The sequence below is a fragment of the Prosthecobacter sp. Pr1 genome (assembly GCF_057652315.1).
Window position 1 is genome coordinate 53601 of sequence record NZ_JBYFBS010000025.1, and the last position, 21545, is coordinate 75145.

Sequence of the window (21545 nt, forward strand, 5' to 3'; positions counted from 1 at the left end):
GGTGACGCTGGATGCGGAGCACTTCGTGAATGACTCTTATAAAGCTCTGCGCTCCGGCGGAGGCGCGCTGAGAACAGCCCGCCCTGCCATGTACCCAGGACGTTCGAGCGTTGCAGCGCAGGCTCCTCACGGCTTTCCTCCCAGCAACTGTTGCATGGCCGACGTCAGCACCAGCTCGACCTCAGGCGCGACGTTTGAAGAGGTGGGGCCGGTTTCGTAGCCGCCTTCGGGATAGGCGGCGGCGGTGCCGATGTAACCGGGGCCGTAGTTGCCGTAGGCGGCCATCATGACGTGGAGATCGGGACGCATGGCCTTGGCGGCGAGCTGGTATTCGACGAAGAGCTCGCCGGGGAGGTGCAGCATGCGTGAGTCGCCCACCTGAAGGCAGGTGATGTCGATCCCCTGCCCGGCCTTGCTGCGGCGCACAAAGGCGAGCTGATCGGCGAAGGAGATGTAGCCTTTGGCTTCGGTGGCTTTGAGCTTGGCGGTCAGATCTTCTTCGTTGAGCCGGGGTGAGAGTGGCAGTTTCACGGGCACGGAGCCCCAGCCGATTTCGGCGGCTGTGAGCGGCAGCTTGGTGGTCTTGTCATAGGCTTCGCGCATTCCGGCGGCGAGACGGGTGGCGAGGATGACGCGGTTGCTCTGCGTGCCGTCGTTGTACTTGCCGGCGGCGACGTTGCCACCAGCGCCGTTGAAGTGGACATGCAGTGCGGCGTTCACATCCTGCCCGCGGATGAAGCGCGCGATGCCGGGGAAGTCCGGGCTGGGAATGCCAAGGCGATAGTAACTCTGCGGATGGCAGGCGTAGGCGCTGAGCACGGCGATGGGCTTGTCGCCGTTCCAAAAGCTGAGCAGAGAGACGACGGGATCGATGAGTCCTTCGGGCAGGGAGATGAGTCCTTCGATTTTGCAGGCGCTGCCGCGCATGCGTCCGATCTTGCCCTCCGGAGTGCGCTCCACACGGCGGTTTGAGGCCACTTCTTTGACCACGGCCTCGCCATAGCCGTAATGGGTGGCGGTCTGGGCATTGGGTAAGGCTGCGCGAATGGCATCCGCTGCGCGCTGGATGACCTGGCGATGAAAGGTGCCCTCAAAGCAGGTGTAGCCTTTCACGCCGAGTTCCTGGATGAGCTTCTCCGCCGTGAAGTCACAGCCTGGGGCGTCGTGTTGATGCAGGGTGTGCACCGCCACGCGGCCCGGCACGGTGCCCGCCGCCTCTGCGAGTGCGGAACGAAAGGCATCGTGACCTTCATTGGCAATGCCGATCCAGTCCACCGCGCAGAGCACGATGGGCTGACCGCTGCCAAGGATGACGATGCCACGGCAGCGGAGGGTGAGATCATCCACGCGCTTCACCGGATCATAGGCCATGGCTGAGCCCAGCGGTGGCGTGGCATCCACATCAAAGGTCGCGATGCGCACGGGCTCGGCGGCGTGTGCTGCATTCCACAAGCAGATGGGTGAAAGGAGAAACGCGAGAACGAGGAGGGCTTTCATGATGACGAGATGAAACAAACGCGCCTCGTCAGTATGTCTTGCCCGTGGGGATGGCGGTCTGGGCGGAGATTTCACTGAGCACGGTGTCAAAGTCGGCGGCACAGGCGCTGAGATGCGCGTGCAGTGCGCCGAACTCGCTGCCGAGCACGACGAACTGAGCGCCTAGCTCGATGATGGTTTTTGCATCCGCAGCGGAGCCCACGGGACGGCCCCAGGTCTTGCCGTGTTTGCGGCAGGCGGCGGCGATCTGTTTTTGCGCATCCATCATCACCGGATCATTCACGGCAGGCGTGCAGCCGATGCGCAGGGACATGTCTCCAGGGCCTAGGAAGAGGACATCGACACCGGGCACGGCGGCGATTTCTTCGGCATTGGCAAGTGCTGCGGGGGTTTCGATCTGAGCCACCAAGCAGGTCTCGCGGTTCGCCTGCTCGATGTAGTCGTCGGGCTTGCCGATCCAGTAGTCGGCATCACGGCCACCGCCGCAGAAGCCGCGGTCTCCGAGCGGCGGAAACTTCATGGCATTTACCAAGGCGCGGGCTTCTTCCGCACTGCCCACATGGGGAATCATCAGCCCGGCGGCACCGTCTTCGAGCAGCCGGTAGAGACCGTTTTTTTCCTTCGTCGATGATCGCCAGATGCAGTCGATGTCCGCGGCGTGATGACGGCCCAGCATGGTTTCGGCTTCGCGGGGGTCCCACACGCGGTGCTCGGCATCGAGCCAGATGCCGTCGTATTTGAAATGTGCGGCGATGGCCGGAAAGAAGGCGATGGGCGAGCCGGTGCAGCAGATGCGGGCGACTTGACCGGAACGGATTTTGGCGAGGACTTTGGAGCGTCTCATAAAAGGGGTCAGGGTTGATGTTGGGCGAGCCAGGTGGAGAGAATTTCGAGTAATGGAGACTTATCGCCGCTACGCCGTGTGACCATGGAAAGGTCCTGGGCTTGGATGAGGCGCAGGGCGAGAGCTTCGTGGCGGCGTTCTTCTGGGCTGAGCGTGGGTTTCGCGACGGAAGGCAAGGCCACCACCACATCCCATTCCTGTACGCCGAAGCTAAGGGACCAGTTCATGATCCATGAATAATCGTGATGAAACTGCAGCGGATCTTGCAACGGGAGTTCGGCAGGCACGGCGATGAGGACCAGGTCTTGTTTCATGCTGCGGACCTTGCGGGCGGAGACTTCAAGCTGCGCGAGTGTCTGGCCTGCAACGGGCCATGGCGTAACTTTGACGACGGCACCAGGATAGAGGCGCTGCAACGCAGGCGTGATGAGTGTGTCATATGGAGGCATGGCGAGCACTTGGAGGGGCTGACCGGCTTTGAGCCTGGCGAAGGTGTGCGACAGCGGAGACGCGGGTGGGCCGATATCGCGGAGTGAAACGGTGCGGCCGGTGATGGTCTGGGCGAGCGTTTCGGCGAAGAGTTTGTGACCGGCCATGTTGGGATGAATGGTATCGCTGAGGAGCAGATTCCATTCGGCAGCATCGGCGGCGTGCACGGCCTCGAATGCGGCAAAGCAATCGGCAACGACGAGCGTCTCTTCTTTGGCCACGTCACGAATGGCCTGCGTGAATTCGGCAAGACGGGCACAGGGGCGCTGCGGGGTTTCGACGATGGAATTCTGCGTACACAGCACGACTTCGGCTCCGCTTTTCTGGCAGCGGGTGATCATTTCATGAAGGTTCTTTTTGAAGGTGTCCACGGGTGTGCCGACCAGATCGTTCATGCCGAACATGATGGTCACGAGATGGGGCTTGTGCGCGAGCACGTCACGCTCCAGGCGCTTGAGGCCGCCTGCGGTGGTGTCGCCACTGATGCCGGCATTGTGCACGCTGAGCTGCGCCTGGGGGTGGAGCTGCTGGAGCGCGAGCTGAACCATTTCGGCATACGCGCGGCGGCCGCCGCTGTGATAATAGACGCCGGTGATGCTGTCGCCGATGCAGACGATGCGGACGGGTTCCTTGCCTGCGGCGAGCAAGGCTGCGGTTTTGAGCGGTGCTGCGGGAAGCAGATTGGCGCAGAAGCAGAGGAGGAGAATGAGTGAGCGCATGGGAGGATCAGGGTTGCTTCAGCCAGTCGAGAGTGATGCGGCGGATGCGCAGGCGATTGAGGGCACCGACTTTGCTGTCGCCAGCGCAGTAGCCGATGAGCATGGCATCGCCGACGAAATGGATGGCGGTGTAGTGATAGAGGCCGTCTGGGTCGTTCTCGATGAGCTTGCGCTTCGGCCAGGTCTTGCCGCCGTCGGTGGAGATGGCCGCGACGAAGGGATTGCGCTTCTTGGGAGGGAACGGAAACATGCCGGAGTGGTCGTTGTAGATGGCGAGCAGGTCGCTGCTGCCGGGCAGGCGCTTGATGCTGGCGGGGCCGTTCGGAGATTTCATTTCCGTGGGCACCGGCGGCGAGAATGTTTTGCCAGCGTCGGTGGAGAAGAAGCCGTACTGCGCGCCTTGATCGGTGCGGCACCAGGAGAAGAGGCCGCCGTCTGCCAGCTCCACCACGCCGGGCTCCTGCAGGCCGCTGCCGCTGCGCACGGGCATGGCCCACCAGCTGGAGGATTCCGTCCATGTGGCGCCTTCGTCGTCGGAATAGATCCACATGGCGATGGCGCGAGCGTCCCAAGATTTGCTCGTGTTGGGATCGGTGCCACGAGAGCGATGAAAGGCCAGCGGGATGATGATGCGGCCCTTGCTGGTCTGGATGACGCGGTCGTTGTTCATCACGAAGTAACCGGGGGCCTGCTGCACGAGCTTGGGTTCGGTCCAAGTCTCGCCTTCATCTGTTGAGATGCGCATGTGCGGGCGGCAGTCGATCCAGCTGTTTTTGATGCAATAAAACATGGCGAGCTTGCCGCTGGCGAGGCGCAGGAGGGAGACGCTCATCACATTGTCGCCGCCGGTGTTTTCCACCACGGTGACGGGCGGGCTCCAGGTGCGGCCCTGATCATCCGAATGAATGCGGACGATGCGGGCGGGGCTCTCATCCCCCGCGCCGCCGTAAAAATGTGAGTAGCAGAAGATGATGCGACCCGAGGCGAGCGTGGCGAAGGAGCCTTCGGAGTTGCGCGGATTCTCCTTGGTGGGATCAAGATTGAAAGTGATGATGCTTTCGGCGTGAGCCATGCAGGCGATGGCGAGACAACAGAGGGCGATGAGTTTCATGATGCTTGCTTGGGTTTTACCACTCGCCCTGGCGGGAGAACTGGCTTTTCACGTTGGCGCTGAACTGGGTGATGCTGGCTTCGAGATTGGCGACGAGTTCGTCCGTGCTCAGGCCTGCTGCATTGCGAGCGGCGGGAATGACGGTGGAGCATTCATTGGCATCCATGAAGCGGGCGGCTTCGAGCAGCTTGGGCTGGTCTTCGGGAGGGATGACCATGAAGCCGTGCTTGTCGGCGTGGATGAGATCGTCCGGCTTGACGGTGCGGCCAAAGACCTCCACCTCGCAGCCCCAGCGCACGGGGTGCACGAAGGCGTGACCGACACAGAGACGGCGTGCGAGAGCTTTGAAGCCCGCATTGGTCATCTCATCGAGATCGCGAATGGCACCGTCGGTGATGGTGCCGACGCAGCCGAGGGCGCGAAACATGTTGGCGCTGACTTCACCCCAGGCGGAGCCGAGGACGCGGGGTTTGTCGAGATCCTGAACGACGATGATTTTCGGTCCGGGGACGCTGGCGATGTAGCGGCGGAACTCAGCTCCGGCATTTGGATTCGTCTGGCGATGCGCGGCGTTCGAGGGCTCGATCACGAGGGTGACGGCGTAGCCGACCATGGGACCCATCTGCGGCATGAAGTCGCGGGTTTCCTCAATGTTGAAGGCATCCGTGCCTGCATTGTGCCGGGTGATCTGCTCCCAGCCGTTGTAGATGGTGGGGGTGTTCCAGCGTTTGAGCTGAAGCAGGTCGCTGTGCGAGAGGTGGCGTGCTTTGGAAGACATGGAACTGAAACAGGCTGCTGAAACGATTTGTCACAACGGCTTGATTCTGGTCTGTTGTCCAAACCAGATGAAGCCCACGACCTCCTCCAGCCCCAGACTGCCGCAGCGAATCTCCCTGGTCACCCTGACGGCGCAGAGCCTGCGTGAGTCCATGCAGGCCGGGCACTGGCACGGCCACCTGCCGGGGGAGCGGGAGCTGTGCGCACGCCTGCAGGTGAGCCGCCACACGCTGCGCGGCGCGCTGCATGAGCTGGAACGCGACGGCTTCCTGGAAGTGTCTGACCGACAGCGGCGGCGCATCAAGACGGCGGTGAAGCCGAAGAAGGCGGCGCACTCACGGGTGATCGCGCTCATCTCGCCACGACCGCTGCTGGAGATGTCTCCCTCCACGGTGGTGATGGTGGACGATCTGCGGGATCAGCTTTCCCGCGTGGGGTTCAGCTTTGAGATTCATGTGAGCACGGCGTGCTTCACAGCCAAACCGACTCGTGCGCTGGAGGCGCTGACGACGAGATCGCCTGCGGCGGCGTGGCTGGTGTTTGGCTCTCTGGAGCCGGTGCAGAGCTGGTTCATGCGCCGCCAGCTGCCCTGCCTGGTGGTGGGGTCTTGCGCGCCGGAGATCAGCCTGCCATCCATCGACACGGATTACCGCGCGCTGTGCCGCCATGCGGGCGGCATGCTGTGCGGCAAGGGGCACAGGCACATCGCCTTCGTGCGGCCGCTGGGAGATTACGGTGGTGACGTGCAGAGCGAGCAAGGGCTGCGCGAGGCGCTGGGCGGCAGCCATGCACCGACGCTGCAGGTGATCTCGCATGATGGCACTTCAGCCAATCTGTGCGCGCTGCTGGACAAGGCGCTGCGCTCGGCCCGGCCACCCACGGCGTATGTGGTGGCGCGTGCGATGCATGTGCTCACGGTGATGATGTTTCTCACGCAGCGTGGCAAACGCGTGCCGCAGGACGTAGCGGTGATCTCACGCGATGATGAAACATTTCTCCAGCACACGGTGCCGCCCATCACGCGCTATGCGGCGAACACCGGGCAGTTTGCCCGCAGCGTGTGCAAGGCCGCACGGCAGCTGGCGGAGTCTGGATCACTGCCTCCGAAGGCGATGCGGCTGATGCCCAAGCTGATCCGGGGTGAGACGTTGTGATTCATTCACCATGACGTCCAGCCACCATCCACGGCGAGGTTTTGGCCGGTGATGAAGGAGGAGGCATCGCTGAGGAGGAAGGTCACGGCACCGGCGATTTCTGGCGCCTGACCGACGCGGCCCAGGGGGACTTTTTGTGCGAGGCGCTCGACGAAATCGGGCTGCTGAAACTGGATTGTGGGATTGGGGAACGGGCCGGGCGAAATGCTGTTGCAGCGCACGCCCTGTCTGCCCCAGTGCACGGCCAGGTAGCGCGCCATCTGCTGGATGCCCGCCTTGCCGACGCCGTACTCGATGGGGTTCGGATTCATGGGCGCGGAGTATACGGAAGGATCCGGTGAGACGCTGCCATACATGCTGGAGAAGAGGACCATGCTGCCCCTGCCCTGCTCCGCCATGTGCTGACCGACGGCACGTGCGAGGGCGAAGGTGGCGGTGAGGTTGCCGTGATTCGCCATGTCAAAATCCTCGACGGCGAGATCCTCAAAACGCTTGGCGGTTGAGGCATAGGTCATCACCACGAGGCCATGCGGCACGCCGTGAATGGCGATCTGCTCTTGAACGAATGACTCCACAGCGGTGGTGTCGGCGGCGTTGAGGGAGGCGGCGCTCACTTGAGCCTGCAGACCGGATGTTTTGACCATGTCCGCTGCGCGGTCTGCCAGATCCACGCAGAGCACGCGGGCCTGCATTTCCGCGAGTTGTGAGATGACGGCAGCGCCGAGATAACCAGCGCCGCCAAAGACCCAGATACTGCGTTCCTTGAGATCAAACGGATGAGGAGAGGACATGGGTGGCTATAAGGCCAGCGCATATCATCGGGCTCAAGGGTATGTCGCTGGTCTGTTGTCTGAGCCAGATCAGCGAGGCTTGGGTGATTTTGAGGTGGAGGGTGGAGGCCGCCTGCTTGTAAAGCGGCGTGCTGTAAACGCTGGGGCATGGGTGCGTCCTCGCAGTCGGGCGGTTTGGCGAAGGAGGGTTTGTTGTGATGAAGAGTGTCCTGCCCGCCAAACACGCCCAACCTACGTCCAGAGTCGCATGCGGACGGCGAACTGGCACGGGATCGCGGCAGATCCCGTGCTTTTTATTCTGTGTCAGCGCCGATGCCGAAGCATCACTTTGCCACTTCCTTCTTCTTCACCGGGTAGGAGCCGGGAGATTTGGCAAACTTCTGCATGCATTCCGTGCAGCAAAAAGCGACAAAGCCCTCGTCTGTCTTCACTCGATAAATGGGACGCGCCGGCTTATGGTCCACCGGGCATTCGTCATTGATGGGCCAGGCGGCGAACACGGTGGCGGTCATGGCCAGACTGAGCAGCAAAGGAGCAAGAAGCGATTTCATGGATGGGAGTCGAGTTGGAGTTGGTGCGCGTTACTCCATGAACGCACAGCTTCCCTGTCCTCATAGGCCATCGCAAATCCCGCCCATGGATGCGCAAGGCAAGCACAGTGCGGAGCGGTGTCGTGAACTCGCCCGCCGCTCCAAGACTGTCACAATTCTGCCTCTTCATCCTGCATTCGTCGTTCGACATTCCTCCAATCCCCCGTTCTTTCTCGCTTGAACCCGCCATTTCGGCGCGTTTAGAAGTCTTCTCTCCAACCACATGATTTTTCTCGCCGATCTGCCCGCACCCAGCCGCATGGGGGACATCCTCATGGCCTTCCTGAGCATTGTCTTCGAAGGCGCCCCCTACATTCTCATCGGCACGGTCTTTTCAGGGATCATCGACGCCTTCCTGCCGGCCAAGCTGCTGGACCGGGTGCTGCCGAAGAGCAAGGTGCTGGCGACGCTGATCGCGGGCTTTCTGGGGCTGGTGTTTCCGGTGTGCGAGTGCGCGGTGGTGCCGGTGATCCGGCGGCTGGTGCAGAAGGGGCTGCCGCTTTCCTGCGCGGTGACGTACATGCTTTCCGCCCCAATCATGAACCCCATCGTGGCGATCAGCACGCTGACGGCGTTCAAGGAGTTTCAGGGCCTGAGCTGGGCCACGGCAGGGAATGCGACGATGACGATCGCGCGTTTGTCGCTGGGCTACCTTGTGGCGGTGATCGTGGGCCTCGTGGTGCTGCGCTTCAAGCCGGGCCAGGTGCTGCGGGCGAGCATTGCCAACAAGATTGCGAATGCTGCGGCTGAAGACGATCACGGCCATGTGCACGCTCCGGCTGCCAACTTCAATGGCAAGCTGGTGCACGCCATGCGCAGCTCCATGCGCGACTTTCTGGACACGGCGATGTACTTCGCCATCGGCGTGGCCATCACGTCGGTGTTCAATACGCAGATCAATCAGGGGCTGCTGAACACCGTGGCTGGCAATGACTGGCTGGCCGTCCCTTCCCTCATGGGACTGGCGATCGTGCTTTCCCTTTGCAGCACCTCGGACGCGTTCATTGCCGCGCCGATGACGGCCTTCTCCATGGCTGCCAAGCTGGCCTTCCTGGTCTTCGGGCCGATGATGGACATCAAGCTGCTGTTCATGTACTCCAGCGTCTTCCAGCGCAAGGTGGTCGTATCTCTTCTGATCGGTCTCTTCATCCTCATCGGTCTGCTTTCGGGGCCGTGGATGAACCTGATTCAACATCTCTACATCAAACCCTAAACTGCCATGAGTGGAACCCGCACCCTCGTTCATCTTCTCAGTGTCGCCATGCTCCTGCTATGGGCCGGTGTGCTGCTGTATTTCTACATCAGCGGTCGTCTGATCAATTACCTGCCGCCGGATGGCATCTTCCGTCCGATGGTGCTGGTGTCCGGCATCGGCCTGGCCGTGCTGGGCCTCTTCAACCTGCTGACAATGGGAGCCGAGGACGCCGGCTGCGAGGGGCATGACCACTCGCATAATGACCATGATCACGATCACAAGGATTGTGGTCACGACCACGTGCACAAGCATGGCGAAGGCTGCGGGCATGACCACAGCCACGACCATAAGCACGGCGCCTGCGGCCATGACCATGGTCATGAGCACACCCATGAGCATGGCACCTGCGGACACGATCATGATCACAAAGACTGCGGGCATGACCACTCGCACGATAATGCGAAGAAAGAGGGCTGCTGCGGGCATGATCACGGGCACCACCATGGCCACAGCCATGAAGGGCATGCGCACGGCATCCTGGATGAGAGCTCCTGGCCGGGCCGGATCGCGGTGCTGCTTATTCTTGCCGCGCCGCTGTCCTGGGCTGCACTTTCCACGCCGGACCGCTACAGTGCGAACGCGATCGTTAACAAGGGGCTGTACGACCCGAATTACACGGACACCTCGCGTGCGGAGCAGTTCTCGCTGCAAAAGAAGACCAAGAACGCCGGGCAGCCGGTTGCCGCCGCCACGACGGCGAAAGTCACCACGGAGAAGGTGGCCGATCAGCCTCCCGCCATGGTCAATCCACAGACTCTTGGAGAGGCTGGAGCCCCCACCAAGCCCGTCAACACGCCGCCGCCCGGAGTCGCCGCGGCCTCTGCCGCCGCCGCAGAAACGAAGACGCCGCCGAAGAACATCCCGCCGCCAGCGCAGGCATCCAAGAGCTACGGCACCTTCACGCTCGAAGATCTCAAGAAGCAGGTGCCGCAGAGCAAGGAGGGCAACTTCATCCTCGAAGTGCCTGAGCTGTACTACACCGGTGGGGATGTGGAAGTGCAGAATGTGCTGACCGGACAGATGGTCGAGACCGTGGCACAGATCCTGCCGGAGAAAGTGAACAATGCTGACGGCCATCGCCTGCGCATTTTCCGCATGCTGGTGCAGTGCTGCGCTGCGGATGCCCGCCCCTACTCCGTGCCGGTCGATTTCGGCAAGAAGGCCCCTGATTTCAAGGACATGACCTGGGTCAAAGTCGTCGGCAAAATGGGTTATAAAAAGGAAGGGACGCAGACCGTCCCGATCATCGAGGCCACCAAGGTGGAAGAGACCACCGCGCCGGATAATGCGATGATTTACTGAGCCTTCCGCTCAGATTAACCTTTCGTCCGGCCTGCTTCTCCGCGTCACGGCGGAGCGGTCACGGAGAGATGCACAAACATCGTGCTGGCCCCATTCATGGGGATCACGGCTTTGACCTGCTGAGTCGTGCCATCATCACTGAGCACGGTTTGCGTGACGCCGCTGCTGCTCCACGAGGCTGCGGAGAGCGTGGCGTTCCATTCCACGGTGAAGGTGGCGCCTGCATTCGCGGCGGCGGTGCTGCGGGTGTAGGTGTACTCGTAGTTGCCGCCGTTGATGGCAGAACTCACGGGCAGTTTGCTGGCCGTGGCGGGACTGAGATTGAGAGCAAACTCAAGCAGGTTGCAGATGCCGTCGTTGTCGGCGTCGGCGGTGTCTGCGGCAGGGCCGCTATCGAATGGAGCGCCGAAGGCCTGCAGCCGCCACTGCTCCACTTTGCTCAGGCAGGCGACAAACACGAAGTACTGCGCCTGTGAATAGCCGTCCTGGGCGGTCACTGTCACCTGGATGGGGTTGCCTCCCACTCCAGACACAAGAGGGATGCCGCTGGTGGCGGTGCCGGAGGCCACGGCCTGACCATTGACGGTGATGGAAGCATGGCTCTCGTTGACCGTGGGAGTGATGGTGATGGAGGTGACGGTGCTGTCCAGCACTACCAGATAGGAGGACGTGCTGCTGTTAAACGGCGTGTTCAGCGCGCCAGTGCTCACAGCCAGACCGCTGAGAGTGGCGTCGCTGCTGGGCAGCGTCTCGGCAGCCGAGGAGGTGGCCACGAGGCCGAAGCTGTGGTAGGCATTTGGACCGGCAACCACGCGCATGAAGTTTCTGCCGGAACCCACCGCCACGGGAAGGCTGCTGTTGACGGTGCTGTTGCTGCCGAGCTCGCCATCGGCGTTGTAGCCCCAGGCGGCCACGGTGCCGTCGCTGCAGCGGACCATGCTGAAAGGGCCTCCTGCGTTCATTGAGGCGATTGTTTTGCCAGCCAGCACGATGCTGGTGTTCACGGCCACGGGGACTTTGCTGTTGGTGGTGCCGCCGATGCCGAGCTGGCCGTATTCGTTGCTGCCCCAGGCGACGAGCGTGCCGTCGGAGCAGAGAGCGAGGCAGTGGCAGTACCCGGCGTCCACTGCCACGACGGTTTTTCCAGCTAGGACAGTGCCGACGGTGGTAACGGCCACGGGTACGTTGCTGTTGGTCAGGGAGTTGTTGCCGAGCTGGCCTTTCTCATTGCTGCCCCAGGTAACGATGGTGCCGTCGTCGCAAAGGGCGATGTTGTGGTAGCCGCCGGCAGCGATAGACACCACGCTTCTGCCAGCGAGCGGCGTCCCTGCGGTGGTGACGGCCACTGGCACCCGGCTGCGTGCGGTGGTGGTCTGATTGCCGAGCTCGCCACTGTCGTTGCGCCCCCAGGCAACGAGCGTGCCGTCGGTGCAGAGCACGAGGCTGTGGAAGTTTCCAGCGCCAATGGCCGCCACGGACCTGCCCGCCAGAGGCGTGCCTGCGGTCACTACGTCCACGGGCAGTATGCTGTGACTTTCGATGGGATTGGCCAGCTGGCCGTCGCCGTTGTTTCCCCAGCCGACCAGGGTGCCGTCTGAGCACAGGGCGAGGTTGTGGACGGCACCGGCGGAGACTGCCACTACCACCTTCCCTTGCAGCGGGGTGCCGATGGTCGAGACCATGCCGGGGACGGTAGTGTCGGTCAGGGAGTTGTTGCCGAGCTGGCCTTCGCTGTTGAAGCCCCAGGCGAAAAGGCTGCCGTCTGAGCACAACGCCAGGCTGTGGCCCGCACCGGCTGTGAGTCCCAGCGGCGTGAGTCCGTCCAACGCGGCACCAGCGGTGGGCACCGCCACTGGAAATCTGCGGTGGGTGGTGGTGCCGTCGCCGATCTGGCCGACGCCATTGTTGCCCCAGGCCATGAGGCGGCTGTAAGCCCAGATGAGCACGAGGTCATTGCCGGTGCCGCCGTAGTAGCTGGCTACGAAGGGGTAGGTCACGCCATTGTAGGTGAGATTGACGAGCTGGCCCTGTGTAAGATTGCTGAAGGTACCGCTGATGAAGCCGAGGCTGGTGTTGTTGACCACAGTCAGGGTCGTGCCTGGTGCGGGAGCGTAGTTGAGGGAGACATTCACCGCACCGATCGCGGAATAGCCGTTGGCGGTCATCGGTACGTCGCTGGCTGAGGCAAAAGCTATCGGCCACGTCGGAGGAGAGGGACGGGTGACCGTGAGAGTGTAGGTCCAGGTCGAAACGGTGTCCGTCGCAGTGACGAGCACACTGATGGTGTTTTCGCCGTAGGAGAGGGAGATGGGGCTGCTGGGGCTGCCTGAAGTCAATGGGGTGCCGTTGACGCTGAGGGAGGCATTGCTGTCCGTGGCGGTCGGAGTGACGGTGATGCTCGTCGTGTCGGAGGACACGGCTGTTGTGTAATTGTTCCCGCTGCTGGTGAATGCTGGAGCCAACGTGCCGCTGCTCGCAGAAAGGCCGCTGAGGGTGGCGTCGTTGTTGAGCGTGGTGAAGGTCAGATCTGCGCCGTTGATGGTGCCTGCGCCATTGACTGCTTTGGCGCGGAAGTGGTAGGTGACGCCCGGGCTCAGTCCGGTCAACAGCGTTGAGACCGGGGTATTGCTGCTGCCGGTGATGGTGCCGGGGGCAGCAGCAAGGCTGAGGCCGTAGGCCGTGGTAGTGCCGAGGTCAAAGGAGGCTGCGGTGGAGACGCCACTGGCATTGAGGGTCCCGTTCAGTGTTGCGCTGGTGGTGCCGATGGCGGTGGCGGCAAGGGTCAGCGCCGTGGGTATCGGCAGCGGAGCGGCGGTCAGGGCCAAGGTGTGCAGTGCATAGGGGCCGCCGGCAGCACGTACGAAAACTTCTCCCGCTGTCAGCGGACTTGTACTCACCGCCACGGGGGCACTGCTGCCGGTGGTGCTGTTGTTGCCAAGCTGGCCGCTGGTGTCCAAGCCCCAGGCGGTCAGAGTGCCGTCCGTGCATTGAGCCATGCTGTGACGCGCACCCGCCGAGATGGCAGACACTGTTTTGCCATTCAATGCGGAGACTCCACTGGCTGTGCTCACCGTTACGGGCACGTAGCCGTTGTTCGTGGTGGTGTCGCCGAGCTGACCAAAGGCATTGCTGCCCCAGGCGACCAGACTGCCATCCGAACACTGCGCCATGCTATGGGCGTAGCCTGCCATGATGGACACGACGGATTTTCCGAAAAGTGCGGATCCTGAGCTGGCCATCACCGCCACAGCCACCGGAGAGTTCGTGTAAAACTGGGCGGCGTTGTCGTCGCCCAGTTCACCGTTGATGTCATTGCCCCAGGCCAGCACGGCTCCATCGGTGCAGAGGGCCAGACTGTGCAGCCCGCCTGCCGCCACGGCCACCACACTCCTGCCATTCAGAGCAGAGAGGCCGCTGGCCGCATTCACTGCAACGGCGGCACTTCGCGGTGAGGTCGTGTTGTCGCCGAGCTGGCCGCTGGTGTTTGCCCCCCAGGCAGCCACGCTGCCGTCAGAGCATAGCGCCAGATTGTGGCGCGCTCCTGCCGCCACGGCCACCACCGTTTTGCCAAACAGGGCTGAAATGCCGCTGCTACGGTTCACCTGCACGGGGGCGTTACGCTGCGTGGTGGTGGAGTCTCCGAGCTGATAGTAGAGGTTCTCACCCCATGCCACCACGGTCCCATCCGAACACAGCGCCAGACTGTGGCTCTGCCCTGCCGCGATGGCGATGACCGTTTTCCCGTAGAGCGCCGAGACCCCGATGCTGTTGTTTACCATCACCGGTGCAAGGCGATCCGTGGTGGTGGTGTCACCAAGCTGGCCGCTGGTATTGGCCCCCCATGCTGCAAGCGTGCCGTCAGAGCAGAGGGCCAGGCTGTGTTTGGCACCCGTCGCGAGGGACAGGATCGTTTTGCCGGCCAGCACACCGGTGGCGGTCACGGACACGGCGGTGTTGCGCTGGGTCGTTGTGCCGTCCCCCAGTTCGCCATCGCCATTGTAGCCCCAGGCCAGGGCGCGATTGCCGGCCCACTGCAGCACCAGATCGTTGCCTGTGCCGCCATAGTAGTTGGCCACGAAGTTGTAGATGACTCCGTTGTACACGATGGCCACCGCCTGCCCCTGGGACAGATTGCTGAAGGTGCCGCTGATGAAGCCCAGCCCGGTGTTTTTCACCACCATCAAGTTGGTGCCGGTGGCGGGTGCGAAGTTCAAAGTGAGGGCGCCGAGGGTGTTGCCGCTGGCGGTGAAGCCAGTGGTGACGAGCGGCACATCACTGAGAGTGCTCCAGACCGCAGGCAGCGCAGGGCGCACCACCGTGACGGAGTAGGTTTGCGTGGAGACTCCATCCTGCGCGGTGACCACCACACTGAAGAAATTACTCCCCACATCGACGGCCAAAGGACCGCTGGCGCTGCCCGAGTTGACGTGAGTCCCGTTGACCTGCACCGATGAAGTGCTGTCTGCCACGGTGGGCGTCAAGGTCATCGATGTCGTCCCAAAAGGCACCGTGACGGTGTAGCTCGTGGCACTGCTGTCAAAGGCAGGCGAGAGGATGCCGACACTGGGAGTCAAACTGGCCAGCCGCGCATTGGTGGAGGGTGCCGCGCGCGTGACCGTCACCGTGTAAGTTTGAGTGGTGGTGCCATCCTGAGCCGTCACCACGGTGATCAGCGTGTTGTCTCCCGCGCTGAGGGAAACGGGCGCACTCGCACTGCCCGGAGACACCGGCAGCCCATTGACCGTCATACTTGCGCCGGCATTCGCCAACGTGGGCCTCAGGGTGATGGAGGTGACAGGATAACCCACGGTGGCCGTGTAGCTCGTGGTGCCACCTGCAAAGACAGGACTCAGCGTGCCGTTGTTCAAGGCCAGGCCGGTCAGATTCGCATTGGTGCTGATCGTGGTGAAAGTCTGGTCGCTGCCATTGGCCGTGCCCGCACCACTCACCGCTTTGACACGGTAATGATACGTGGTGCCAGGTGTCAGGCCGGTCAGGCTTGCTGCCACCGCAGTCGTGCTGCTGTCAGTCAGCGTGGCAGGCGTGGCAGCCACCGTGGTGCCGTAGGAAGTGGTGGGGCCGAACTCAAAGCTCACCGTCGTGGTGTTGCCGCTGGCATTGGCGGTGCCGTTCAAGGTCCCACCGGTGGTCGTGATGGAGGTGGCGGCCAGAGTGGCGGCTGCGGGCGCTGCGGGCGGAGCAGCCGCTGTGGCAAACATAAAGCCGGCGGTGGGCCCCATGGCCACAGTAGCGAAGTTCTCTCCGGCAGAAAGCGTGCTGGTGCTGACAGTCACCGGCACGCTGCTGTTGGACGTACTGTTATTTCCCAGTTGTCCCTGGGTGTTGCCACCCCAGGTCACGATCGTGCCCTCTGCACAAAACGCCGCACTCATAGAACTGCCGCCAGCGAGCCCCAGCACCTTTCTTCCATAAAGTGCCGATGTGCCGCTGGCAGTATTGACCGCCACTGCCGCTGGGCGGTTGGTGGCGCTGTTGTCACCGAGCTGGCCGCTGGAATTGCTGCCCCAGGCCAGTAGAGTGCCATCGGAGCAAAGCGTCATGCTATGGTTCCATCCTGCGGCGATGGCAGCAGGAGTTTTCCCATAAAGTGCCGAGGTGCCGCTCACGGCATTGACGGCTCCTGGCACAGAGCGGTTGCTAAAGGTGTTGTCACCCAACTGGCCGTAAGCATTGCTCCCCCATGAAGCCAGGCTGCCATCCGAGCACAAGGCCAGGCTGAAAGCTGTGCCCGCCGCCACCGCCTGGGGAATTTTGCCATATAGAGAGGAAACGCCGCTCACGGCATTGACCTTCACCGGCACGGGACTGTTGGTGGTGCTGTTGTTGCCCAGCTGGCCACTGGCATTGGAGCCCCATGCCACCACCGTCCCGTCGGAGCAGAGAGCCACGCTGTGGGAAGAACCCGCCGCTATCCCAACGACTGATTTACCGTAGAGGGCGGAAACACCGCTGGCCGTGTTCACTGCCACGGGCGCGATGCGGGTGGTTGTGGTGCCATCCCCAATCTGGCCAATGCTGTTGGAGCCCCAGCTGACTACGGTCCCATCGGAGCACAGGGCCATGCTCGTCTCGTACCCTGCGGCAATGGCCACCACCGTTTTGCCATACAAGGCGGAAACACCACTCGCGGTGTTGACCGCCACGGGCGTGGCGCGTGAATTGTAGGTGTTGTCCCCGAGCTGTCCGTACCAGTTCCCCCCCCAGCCGGCCACCGTACCGTCCGAACAAAGGGCCAGGCCGTGGGCGGAGCCTGCTGAAAGCGCCACGATCACCTTGCCAGCAAGCACTCCGGTGGCTGTGACTGGCACTGGCACGAGACGATTGGTGGAAGTGCCATCTCCCAGAGTTGCATTGAGATTCGACCCCCAGCTCATGGCCCGGTTGCCAGCCCAGACCAGCACGAGGTCATTGCCAGTGCCGCCGTAATAGTTGGCGACGTAATTGTATTTCACCCCATTGTAGACAAGCGCCACCGCCTGCCCCTGGCTCAAGTTGCTGAACGTGCCGCTGATGAAGCCAAGCCCGGTGTTGTTCACCACCATCAGACTTGCTCCAGTGACCGGCGCATAGTTGAGTGTGAAATCCACCGTGCTGCCCGAGGCACTGAAGCCGTTTGCAGATACTGGCACATCCGTTGCGGTGGCAAAGGTGGCTGAAGTGGAGCCGGGGACAGCGATGGTGTAAGTCTGCTTGGTCACACCATCCTGCGCAGTCACCTGCACATTGATAACAGTGGTACCAGACCCCAGGCTGATCGGCCCGCTGCTGCTGCCGGAGGTGACAGCGACGCCATTGACCGTCACCGTTGCATGGCTTTCAGACACCGTGGGAGTGCAGGTGACGGTGGTCGTGCCGCTGCCCACTGCAGGAGTTGCATAGCTGATCGTGCCGCCGGCGAAAGCCGGACTCAATGCGCCTGCGCTGCTCGCCAGACCGGCCAGGCTGGCGTCATTGCTGAGAGTGGTGAAGGTTTGATCACTGCCAGGGAAACCTGCTGCTTTCACGCGGAAGTGGTAGGTGGTGTTGGGTGCCAGTCCGCTGAGAGCAGCACTCACGGCGGTGTCACTGCCTCCTGTGACACTGCCAGGAGTTGCGGTCACGCTGCTGCCGTAGGCGGTGGTGGTGCCGTAGTCAAAGGAGACGGCCACGGCGATGCCGTTGTTGGGGTTCACCGTGCCGTTCAACGTGGCGTTCGCGGAGCCAACCGCTGTCGCTGCCAGAGTCGTGACGGTTGGCACCGGCTCCGCCACCAGCGCCAGTGACTGCCCCTCATTGGCAACTCGGGAGGGATTGATCACGCGCTCTCCCGCATTGAGCGAAGTGGTGAGTGCAAGCTGGGGCACCAGGCTGTTGTTCGTCGTGTTGTTGCCCAGCTGGCCGTAATAATTGTAGCCCCATGTTGCCACCGTACCATCTGTACAGAGAGCTGTGCAACTGGAACCAACTGCAGCGATGCCCACCACCGTTTTGCCATACAGGGCCGAGGTGCCGCTGGCCGTGTTCACCAGCACCGGCACACTGCTGTTGGTCGTCGTGTTGTTGCCAAGCTGGCCGTAGTTGTTGTAGCCCCAGGCTGCGACGGTGCCATCCGCACACAGGGCCAGGCTCAGCCAGTTGCCGGCAGCAATGCCCACCACCGTTTTGCCATACAGAGCGGAAACTCCGTTCGTCGTATTGACCGCCACCGGCACTTTCATCTGCACGCCGCTGTTGTTGCCGAGGTCGCCAAAGATGTTGTCTCCCCAGGCCACCACGGTGCCATCCGAGCACAAAGCCATCGTATGCTGATCGCCCGCCGAGATGGCCACCACGGTTTTTCCGTACAAGGCCGAGATGCCGTTCGTTGTGTTCACCGCCACGGGCACTGTGCTGCTGGTGGTCGTGTTGTTACCGAGCTGCCCGGTGTTGTTGTAGCCCCAGGCTGCCACAGTGCCGTCAGAACACAGCGCCACCGAATGATAAGTTCCTGCGGAGACCGCCACCACGGTTTTCCCATACAAGGCCGAGGTGCCGCTGGCTGTGTTTACCAGCACTGGCGCATTGGTGTTGGTGGTACCGTTGTTGCCGAGCTGTCCATAGGGGTTGTAACCCCAGGAAACCACTGAGCCGTCAGAGCACACGGCCAGGCTGAAATAGGTTCCCGCCGAGACGCCCACCACTGTCCTGCCATACAAGGCAGAAACACCACTCGCCGTATTCACCGTCACCGGAAAGTTGATGCTGGTATTGTTACCGTTGCCGAGCGTGCCGTAGTAGTTGGTGCCCCATGCAGCCAAAGTCCCGTCCGAACAGAGACCCAGACTATGACCGCTTCCTTGTGACAGAGCCAGAATCGTTTTGCCAGCCAGCACTCCGGTCGCAGTCACGGGCACCATCACATTGCGCTGCGTCGCGGTGCCGTCCCCGATCTGTGCCGTGCTGTTGTCTCCCCAGGCAAACGCCCGATTGGCAGCCCAGGCCAGCACGAGATCATTGCCGGTGCCGCCGTAGTAGTTGGCGACGAATTTGTAAGTCACACCGTTGTAGGAAAGCAGCACCGCCTGTCCTTGCGCAAGGTTGTCAAAGGTGCCGTTGATGAAGGGAACGCCGGTGTTGTTGACCACCATCAGGTTCGTACCGGTGGCGGGGGCGTAGTTGAGCGAGAGATTCACCGTGCTGCCCGTGGCGGTGAGGCCATTGACGGTGAGCGGCACATCGGTGGCGGCGGCGAAGGAGGCGGGAACGGTGGTGGTGCGTGTGACGGTGACGGAATACGTCTGCGTCGTCGTTCCATCCTGCGCAGTGACCACGGTGGTTAGGGTGTTGGTTCCCACATTGAGAGGAATGGCCGTGCTGGCACTGCCGGAGGTCACGGTCACTCCATTGACCTTCACACTGGCGTTCGTGTCTGCCAGCGTGGGACGCAGGGTGACGGTGGTGACAGGATAGTCCACCGAAGCGGTGTAGCTCGTGATGCCAGTGGCAAAGCCAGGCGTGAGCGTGCCGTTGTTGATGACCAATGCGGTGAGGCCGGCGTTGTTGTTGAGCGTGGTGAAGGTAAGATCGCTGCCTGTGGTCGTCCCGACATCATTCGAAGCATGGACGCGGAAGTGGTAGGTGGTTCCCGGTGTGAGGCCGGTCACCACCGCGCTGACGGCGGTGGTGGTGCTGTCGCTCAGCGAGTCAGGCGTGGCGGTCACGGTGCTGCCGTAAGCCGTGGTCAGGCCGTAGTCAAAGCTGACCGAAGTCGTTCTCTGGCTGGCATTGACGGTGCCGTTGAATGTCGCGGTGGTGTTGGAGAGGGAGCTTGCCGCGAGGGTGGTGCTGACGGGAAAAGGGGGTGGGGTGGCCACCACTGCAAGCACATGGTATGCCCAGGCTCCAGTCGAAACGCTGGCAAAAACCTCACCTGCATTGAGCTGGGCGGTAATGACGGTTTTGGGCACGCTGCTCCAGATGGTGCTGTTGACGCCGAGCTGGCCGTAAAAGTTGGAGCCCCAGGCAACCAACATGCCGTCCGTGCACAGCGCCGCGCCGTGGGCACCGCCGCAGCCCAGCGAAGCCACCGTTTTGCTGTAGAGGTCTGAGACGCCGCTGGCCCTGTTTACCGCCACCGGCACCGCTTTGCTGGTGGTCGTAGTGTCGCCGAGCTGACCGTTGCTGTTGGTTCCCCAGGCGAGCACCGTGCCGTCCGTGCAGAGCGCCAGGCTGAGCCCAAAGCCCGCCGCGATGGAGACGGGGGTTTTGCCATACAGGGCCGAGGTGCCACTGACCGCATTGACCGCCACGGGCGCATTGCGCTGCACCGTGGTATTGTCGCCGAGTTCATTGAAAATATTCGCCCCCCAGCTGGCGAGGCTGCCATCTGAGCAGAGGGCCATGGTATGGTTCCACCCTGCGGCAATGGCCACCACGCTCTTGCCATACAGGGCGGAGACGCCGCTGGCGGTGTTGACCAGCACAGGCACGGGCGCGACAATGCCGCCGGCGCTGTTGATGCCGAGTTGGCCGTAGGTGTTCCACCCCCAGGTGGACACGGTACCGTCAGAGCACAAAGCCACGCTGTGGGAGTGACCTGTGGAAATGGCGACCACATTTTTTCCATAGATGGCGGAGGTGCCGCTGGCGGTGTTGATCAGCACGGGCACGTTACTGCTGGCGGTGCTGTTGATGCCGAGCTGCCCGTTGGAGTTGCTGCCCCAGGTTGCGACGGTTCCATCCGAACACAGGGCCATGGAGAAAGCCCCCCCCGCAGAGATGGCCACCACCGTCTTACCAGCCAGAGCAGAGACACCATCTGCCGTGCTGACCGCGACAGGCGTGGAGCTGGAAGTGGTAGTGTTATTACCGAGCTGCCCATTCGTGTTGTCCCCCCATGCGACCAGCGTGCCGTCTGAGCACAGGGCGAGGCTGTGGGTGCTGCCAGGGGCGACGGCGATAACCGTCTTGTCAGCCAGAACGCCAGTCGCCACGACCGGAACTGGAATATTGCGCTGCGTGGTGGTGGTGTCCCCGATCTGGCCGGAGTTGTTTTGCCCCCAGGCAAATACCCGGTTGGCCGCCCACACCAGCACCAGATCATTGCCGGTGCCACCGTAGTAGTTCGCGACAAAATGATACGTCACCCCGCCATAGCTCAGGTCAACGGCCTGCCCCTGTGCCAGATTGTCAAACGTGCCGTTAATGAATGGCAGCCCGGTGTTTTTCACCACGGTCAGGTTCGTCCCGGTGGGCGGCGCGAAGTTCAGCGTGAAGTTCACCGTATTCCCGGTGACGGTGTAACTGCTGGCGGTCACGGGCACATCCGTGGCGGAGTTCCACGTGGCATTGACCACTGCTCCTTCAGCAGCGGCCAGCAGGGCTAGGAAAACAAAAAACGCGCATAGGTAAATGCGAAGGGGGTACACCATAAAAAACGCACCTATCCCAGCCCCACGATTACACTTCAAGGAGTTTCGTCTGTCAGTTTTGTGTCGGAATGGCAGGGATTTCACCAGCGCCTTAGCAGGCCCGCGT

General features: G+C 62.3%; 11 protein-coding genes. 3 read left to right on the forward strand and 8 right to left on the reverse strand.

Annotated elements, in window-relative coordinates; all coding sequences use genetic code 11:
* Nucleotides 1-126 precede the first annotated feature (126 nt).
* Genes AC24GY_RS26650 through AC24GY_RS26670 form a run of 5 tightly spaced genes read right to left on the reverse strand, consistent with a single transcriptional unit; the run spans nucleotide 127 to nucleotide 5438 of the window.
* Nucleotides 127-1497 (reverse strand): hypothetical protein, encoded by a 1371-nt coding sequence (locus tag AC24GY_RS26650; protein ID WP_487689245.1) that lies wholly within the window; start codon nucleotides 1495-1497, stop codon nucleotides 127-129.
* Nucleotides 1498-1525: 28 nt separating this feature from the next.
* Entirely contained in the window at nucleotides 1526-2341 is an 816-nt protein-coding gene (locus AC24GY_RS26655) for an HpcH/HpaI aldolase family protein (RefSeq protein WP_487689247.1), read from the reverse strand.
* 8 nt (nucleotides 2342-2349) lie between these two features.
* Complete coding sequence (locus AC24GY_RS26660) at nucleotides 2350-3549, reverse strand: SGNH/GDSL hydrolase family protein (RefSeq protein WP_487689248.1); 1200 nt, start codon at nucleotides 3547-3549, stop codon at nucleotides 2350-2352.
* A 7-nt stretch (nucleotides 3550-3556) separates the two neighbouring features.
* Nucleotides 3557-4660, reverse strand: coding sequence for a sialidase family protein (locus tag AC24GY_RS26665; RefSeq protein WP_487689250.1), 1104 nt, complete (start codon nucleotides 4658-4660; stop codon nucleotides 3557-3559).
* 16 nt (nucleotides 4661-4676) lie between these two features.
* Nucleotides 4677-5438 carry an RraA family protein gene (locus AC24GY_RS26670; RefSeq protein ID WP_487689252.1) on the reverse strand — a complete coding sequence of 254 codons (762 nt, stop codon included), beginning with the start codon at nucleotides 5436-5438 and terminating at the stop codon, nucleotides 4677-4679.
* Between AC24GY_RS26670 and AC24GY_RS26675 the strand changes: the two genes are divergently transcribed.
* On the forward strand, nucleotides 5437-6591 hold the full coding sequence (locus AC24GY_RS26675) for a substrate-binding domain-containing protein (RefSeq protein WP_487689254.1): 1155 nt from the start codon (nucleotides 5437-5439) through the stop codon (nucleotides 6589-6591). The two genes, AC24GY_RS26670 and AC24GY_RS26675, sit on opposite strands and share 2 nt — an antisense overlap.
* A 5-nt stretch (nucleotides 6592-6596) precedes the next feature.
* Here AC24GY_RS26675 and AC24GY_RS26680 read toward each other — a convergent pair whose 3' ends face one another.
* Both AC24GY_RS26680 and AC24GY_RS26685 read right to left on the reverse strand, forming a co-directional pair.
* Nucleotides 6597-7382: an SDR family oxidoreductase gene (locus AC24GY_RS26680; RefSeq protein WP_487689256.1), complete on the reverse strand. Its 786-nt coding sequence runs from the start codon at nucleotides 7380-7382 to the stop codon at nucleotides 6597-6599.
* A 323-nt stretch (nucleotides 7383-7705) separates the two neighbouring features.
* Nucleotides 7706-7933, reverse strand: coding sequence for a hypothetical protein (locus tag AC24GY_RS26685; RefSeq protein WP_422318155.1), 228 nt, complete (start codon nucleotides 7931-7933; stop codon nucleotides 7706-7708).
* A 262-nt stretch (nucleotides 7934-8195) separates the two neighbouring features.
* Here AC24GY_RS26685 and AC24GY_RS26690 point away from each other — a divergent pair, with 262 nt between their 5' ends.
* Together AC24GY_RS26690 and AC24GY_RS26695 are read left to right on the forward strand one after the other, a co-directional pair.
* Entirely contained in the window at nucleotides 8196-9185 is a 990-nt protein-coding gene (locus tag AC24GY_RS26690; protein WP_422318153.1) for a permease, read from the forward strand.
* A gap of 6 nt (nucleotides 9186-9191) precedes the next feature.
* Nucleotides 9192-10529, forward strand: coding sequence for a TIGR03943 family putative permease subunit (locus tag AC24GY_RS26695; RefSeq protein ID WP_487689259.1), 1338 nt, complete (start codon nucleotides 9192-9194; stop codon nucleotides 10527-10529).
* A 44-nt stretch (nucleotides 10530-10573) separates the two neighbouring features.
* Here the strand turns inward: AC24GY_RS26695 and AC24GY_RS26700 are convergent, their stop codons facing one another.
* Nucleotides 10574-21439 (reverse strand): RCC1 domain-containing protein, encoded by a 10866-nt coding sequence (locus AC24GY_RS26700; RefSeq protein WP_487689261.1) that lies wholly within the window; start codon nucleotides 21437-21439, stop codon nucleotides 10574-10576.
* Between the last annotated feature and the right edge of the window lie 106 nt (nucleotides 21440-21545).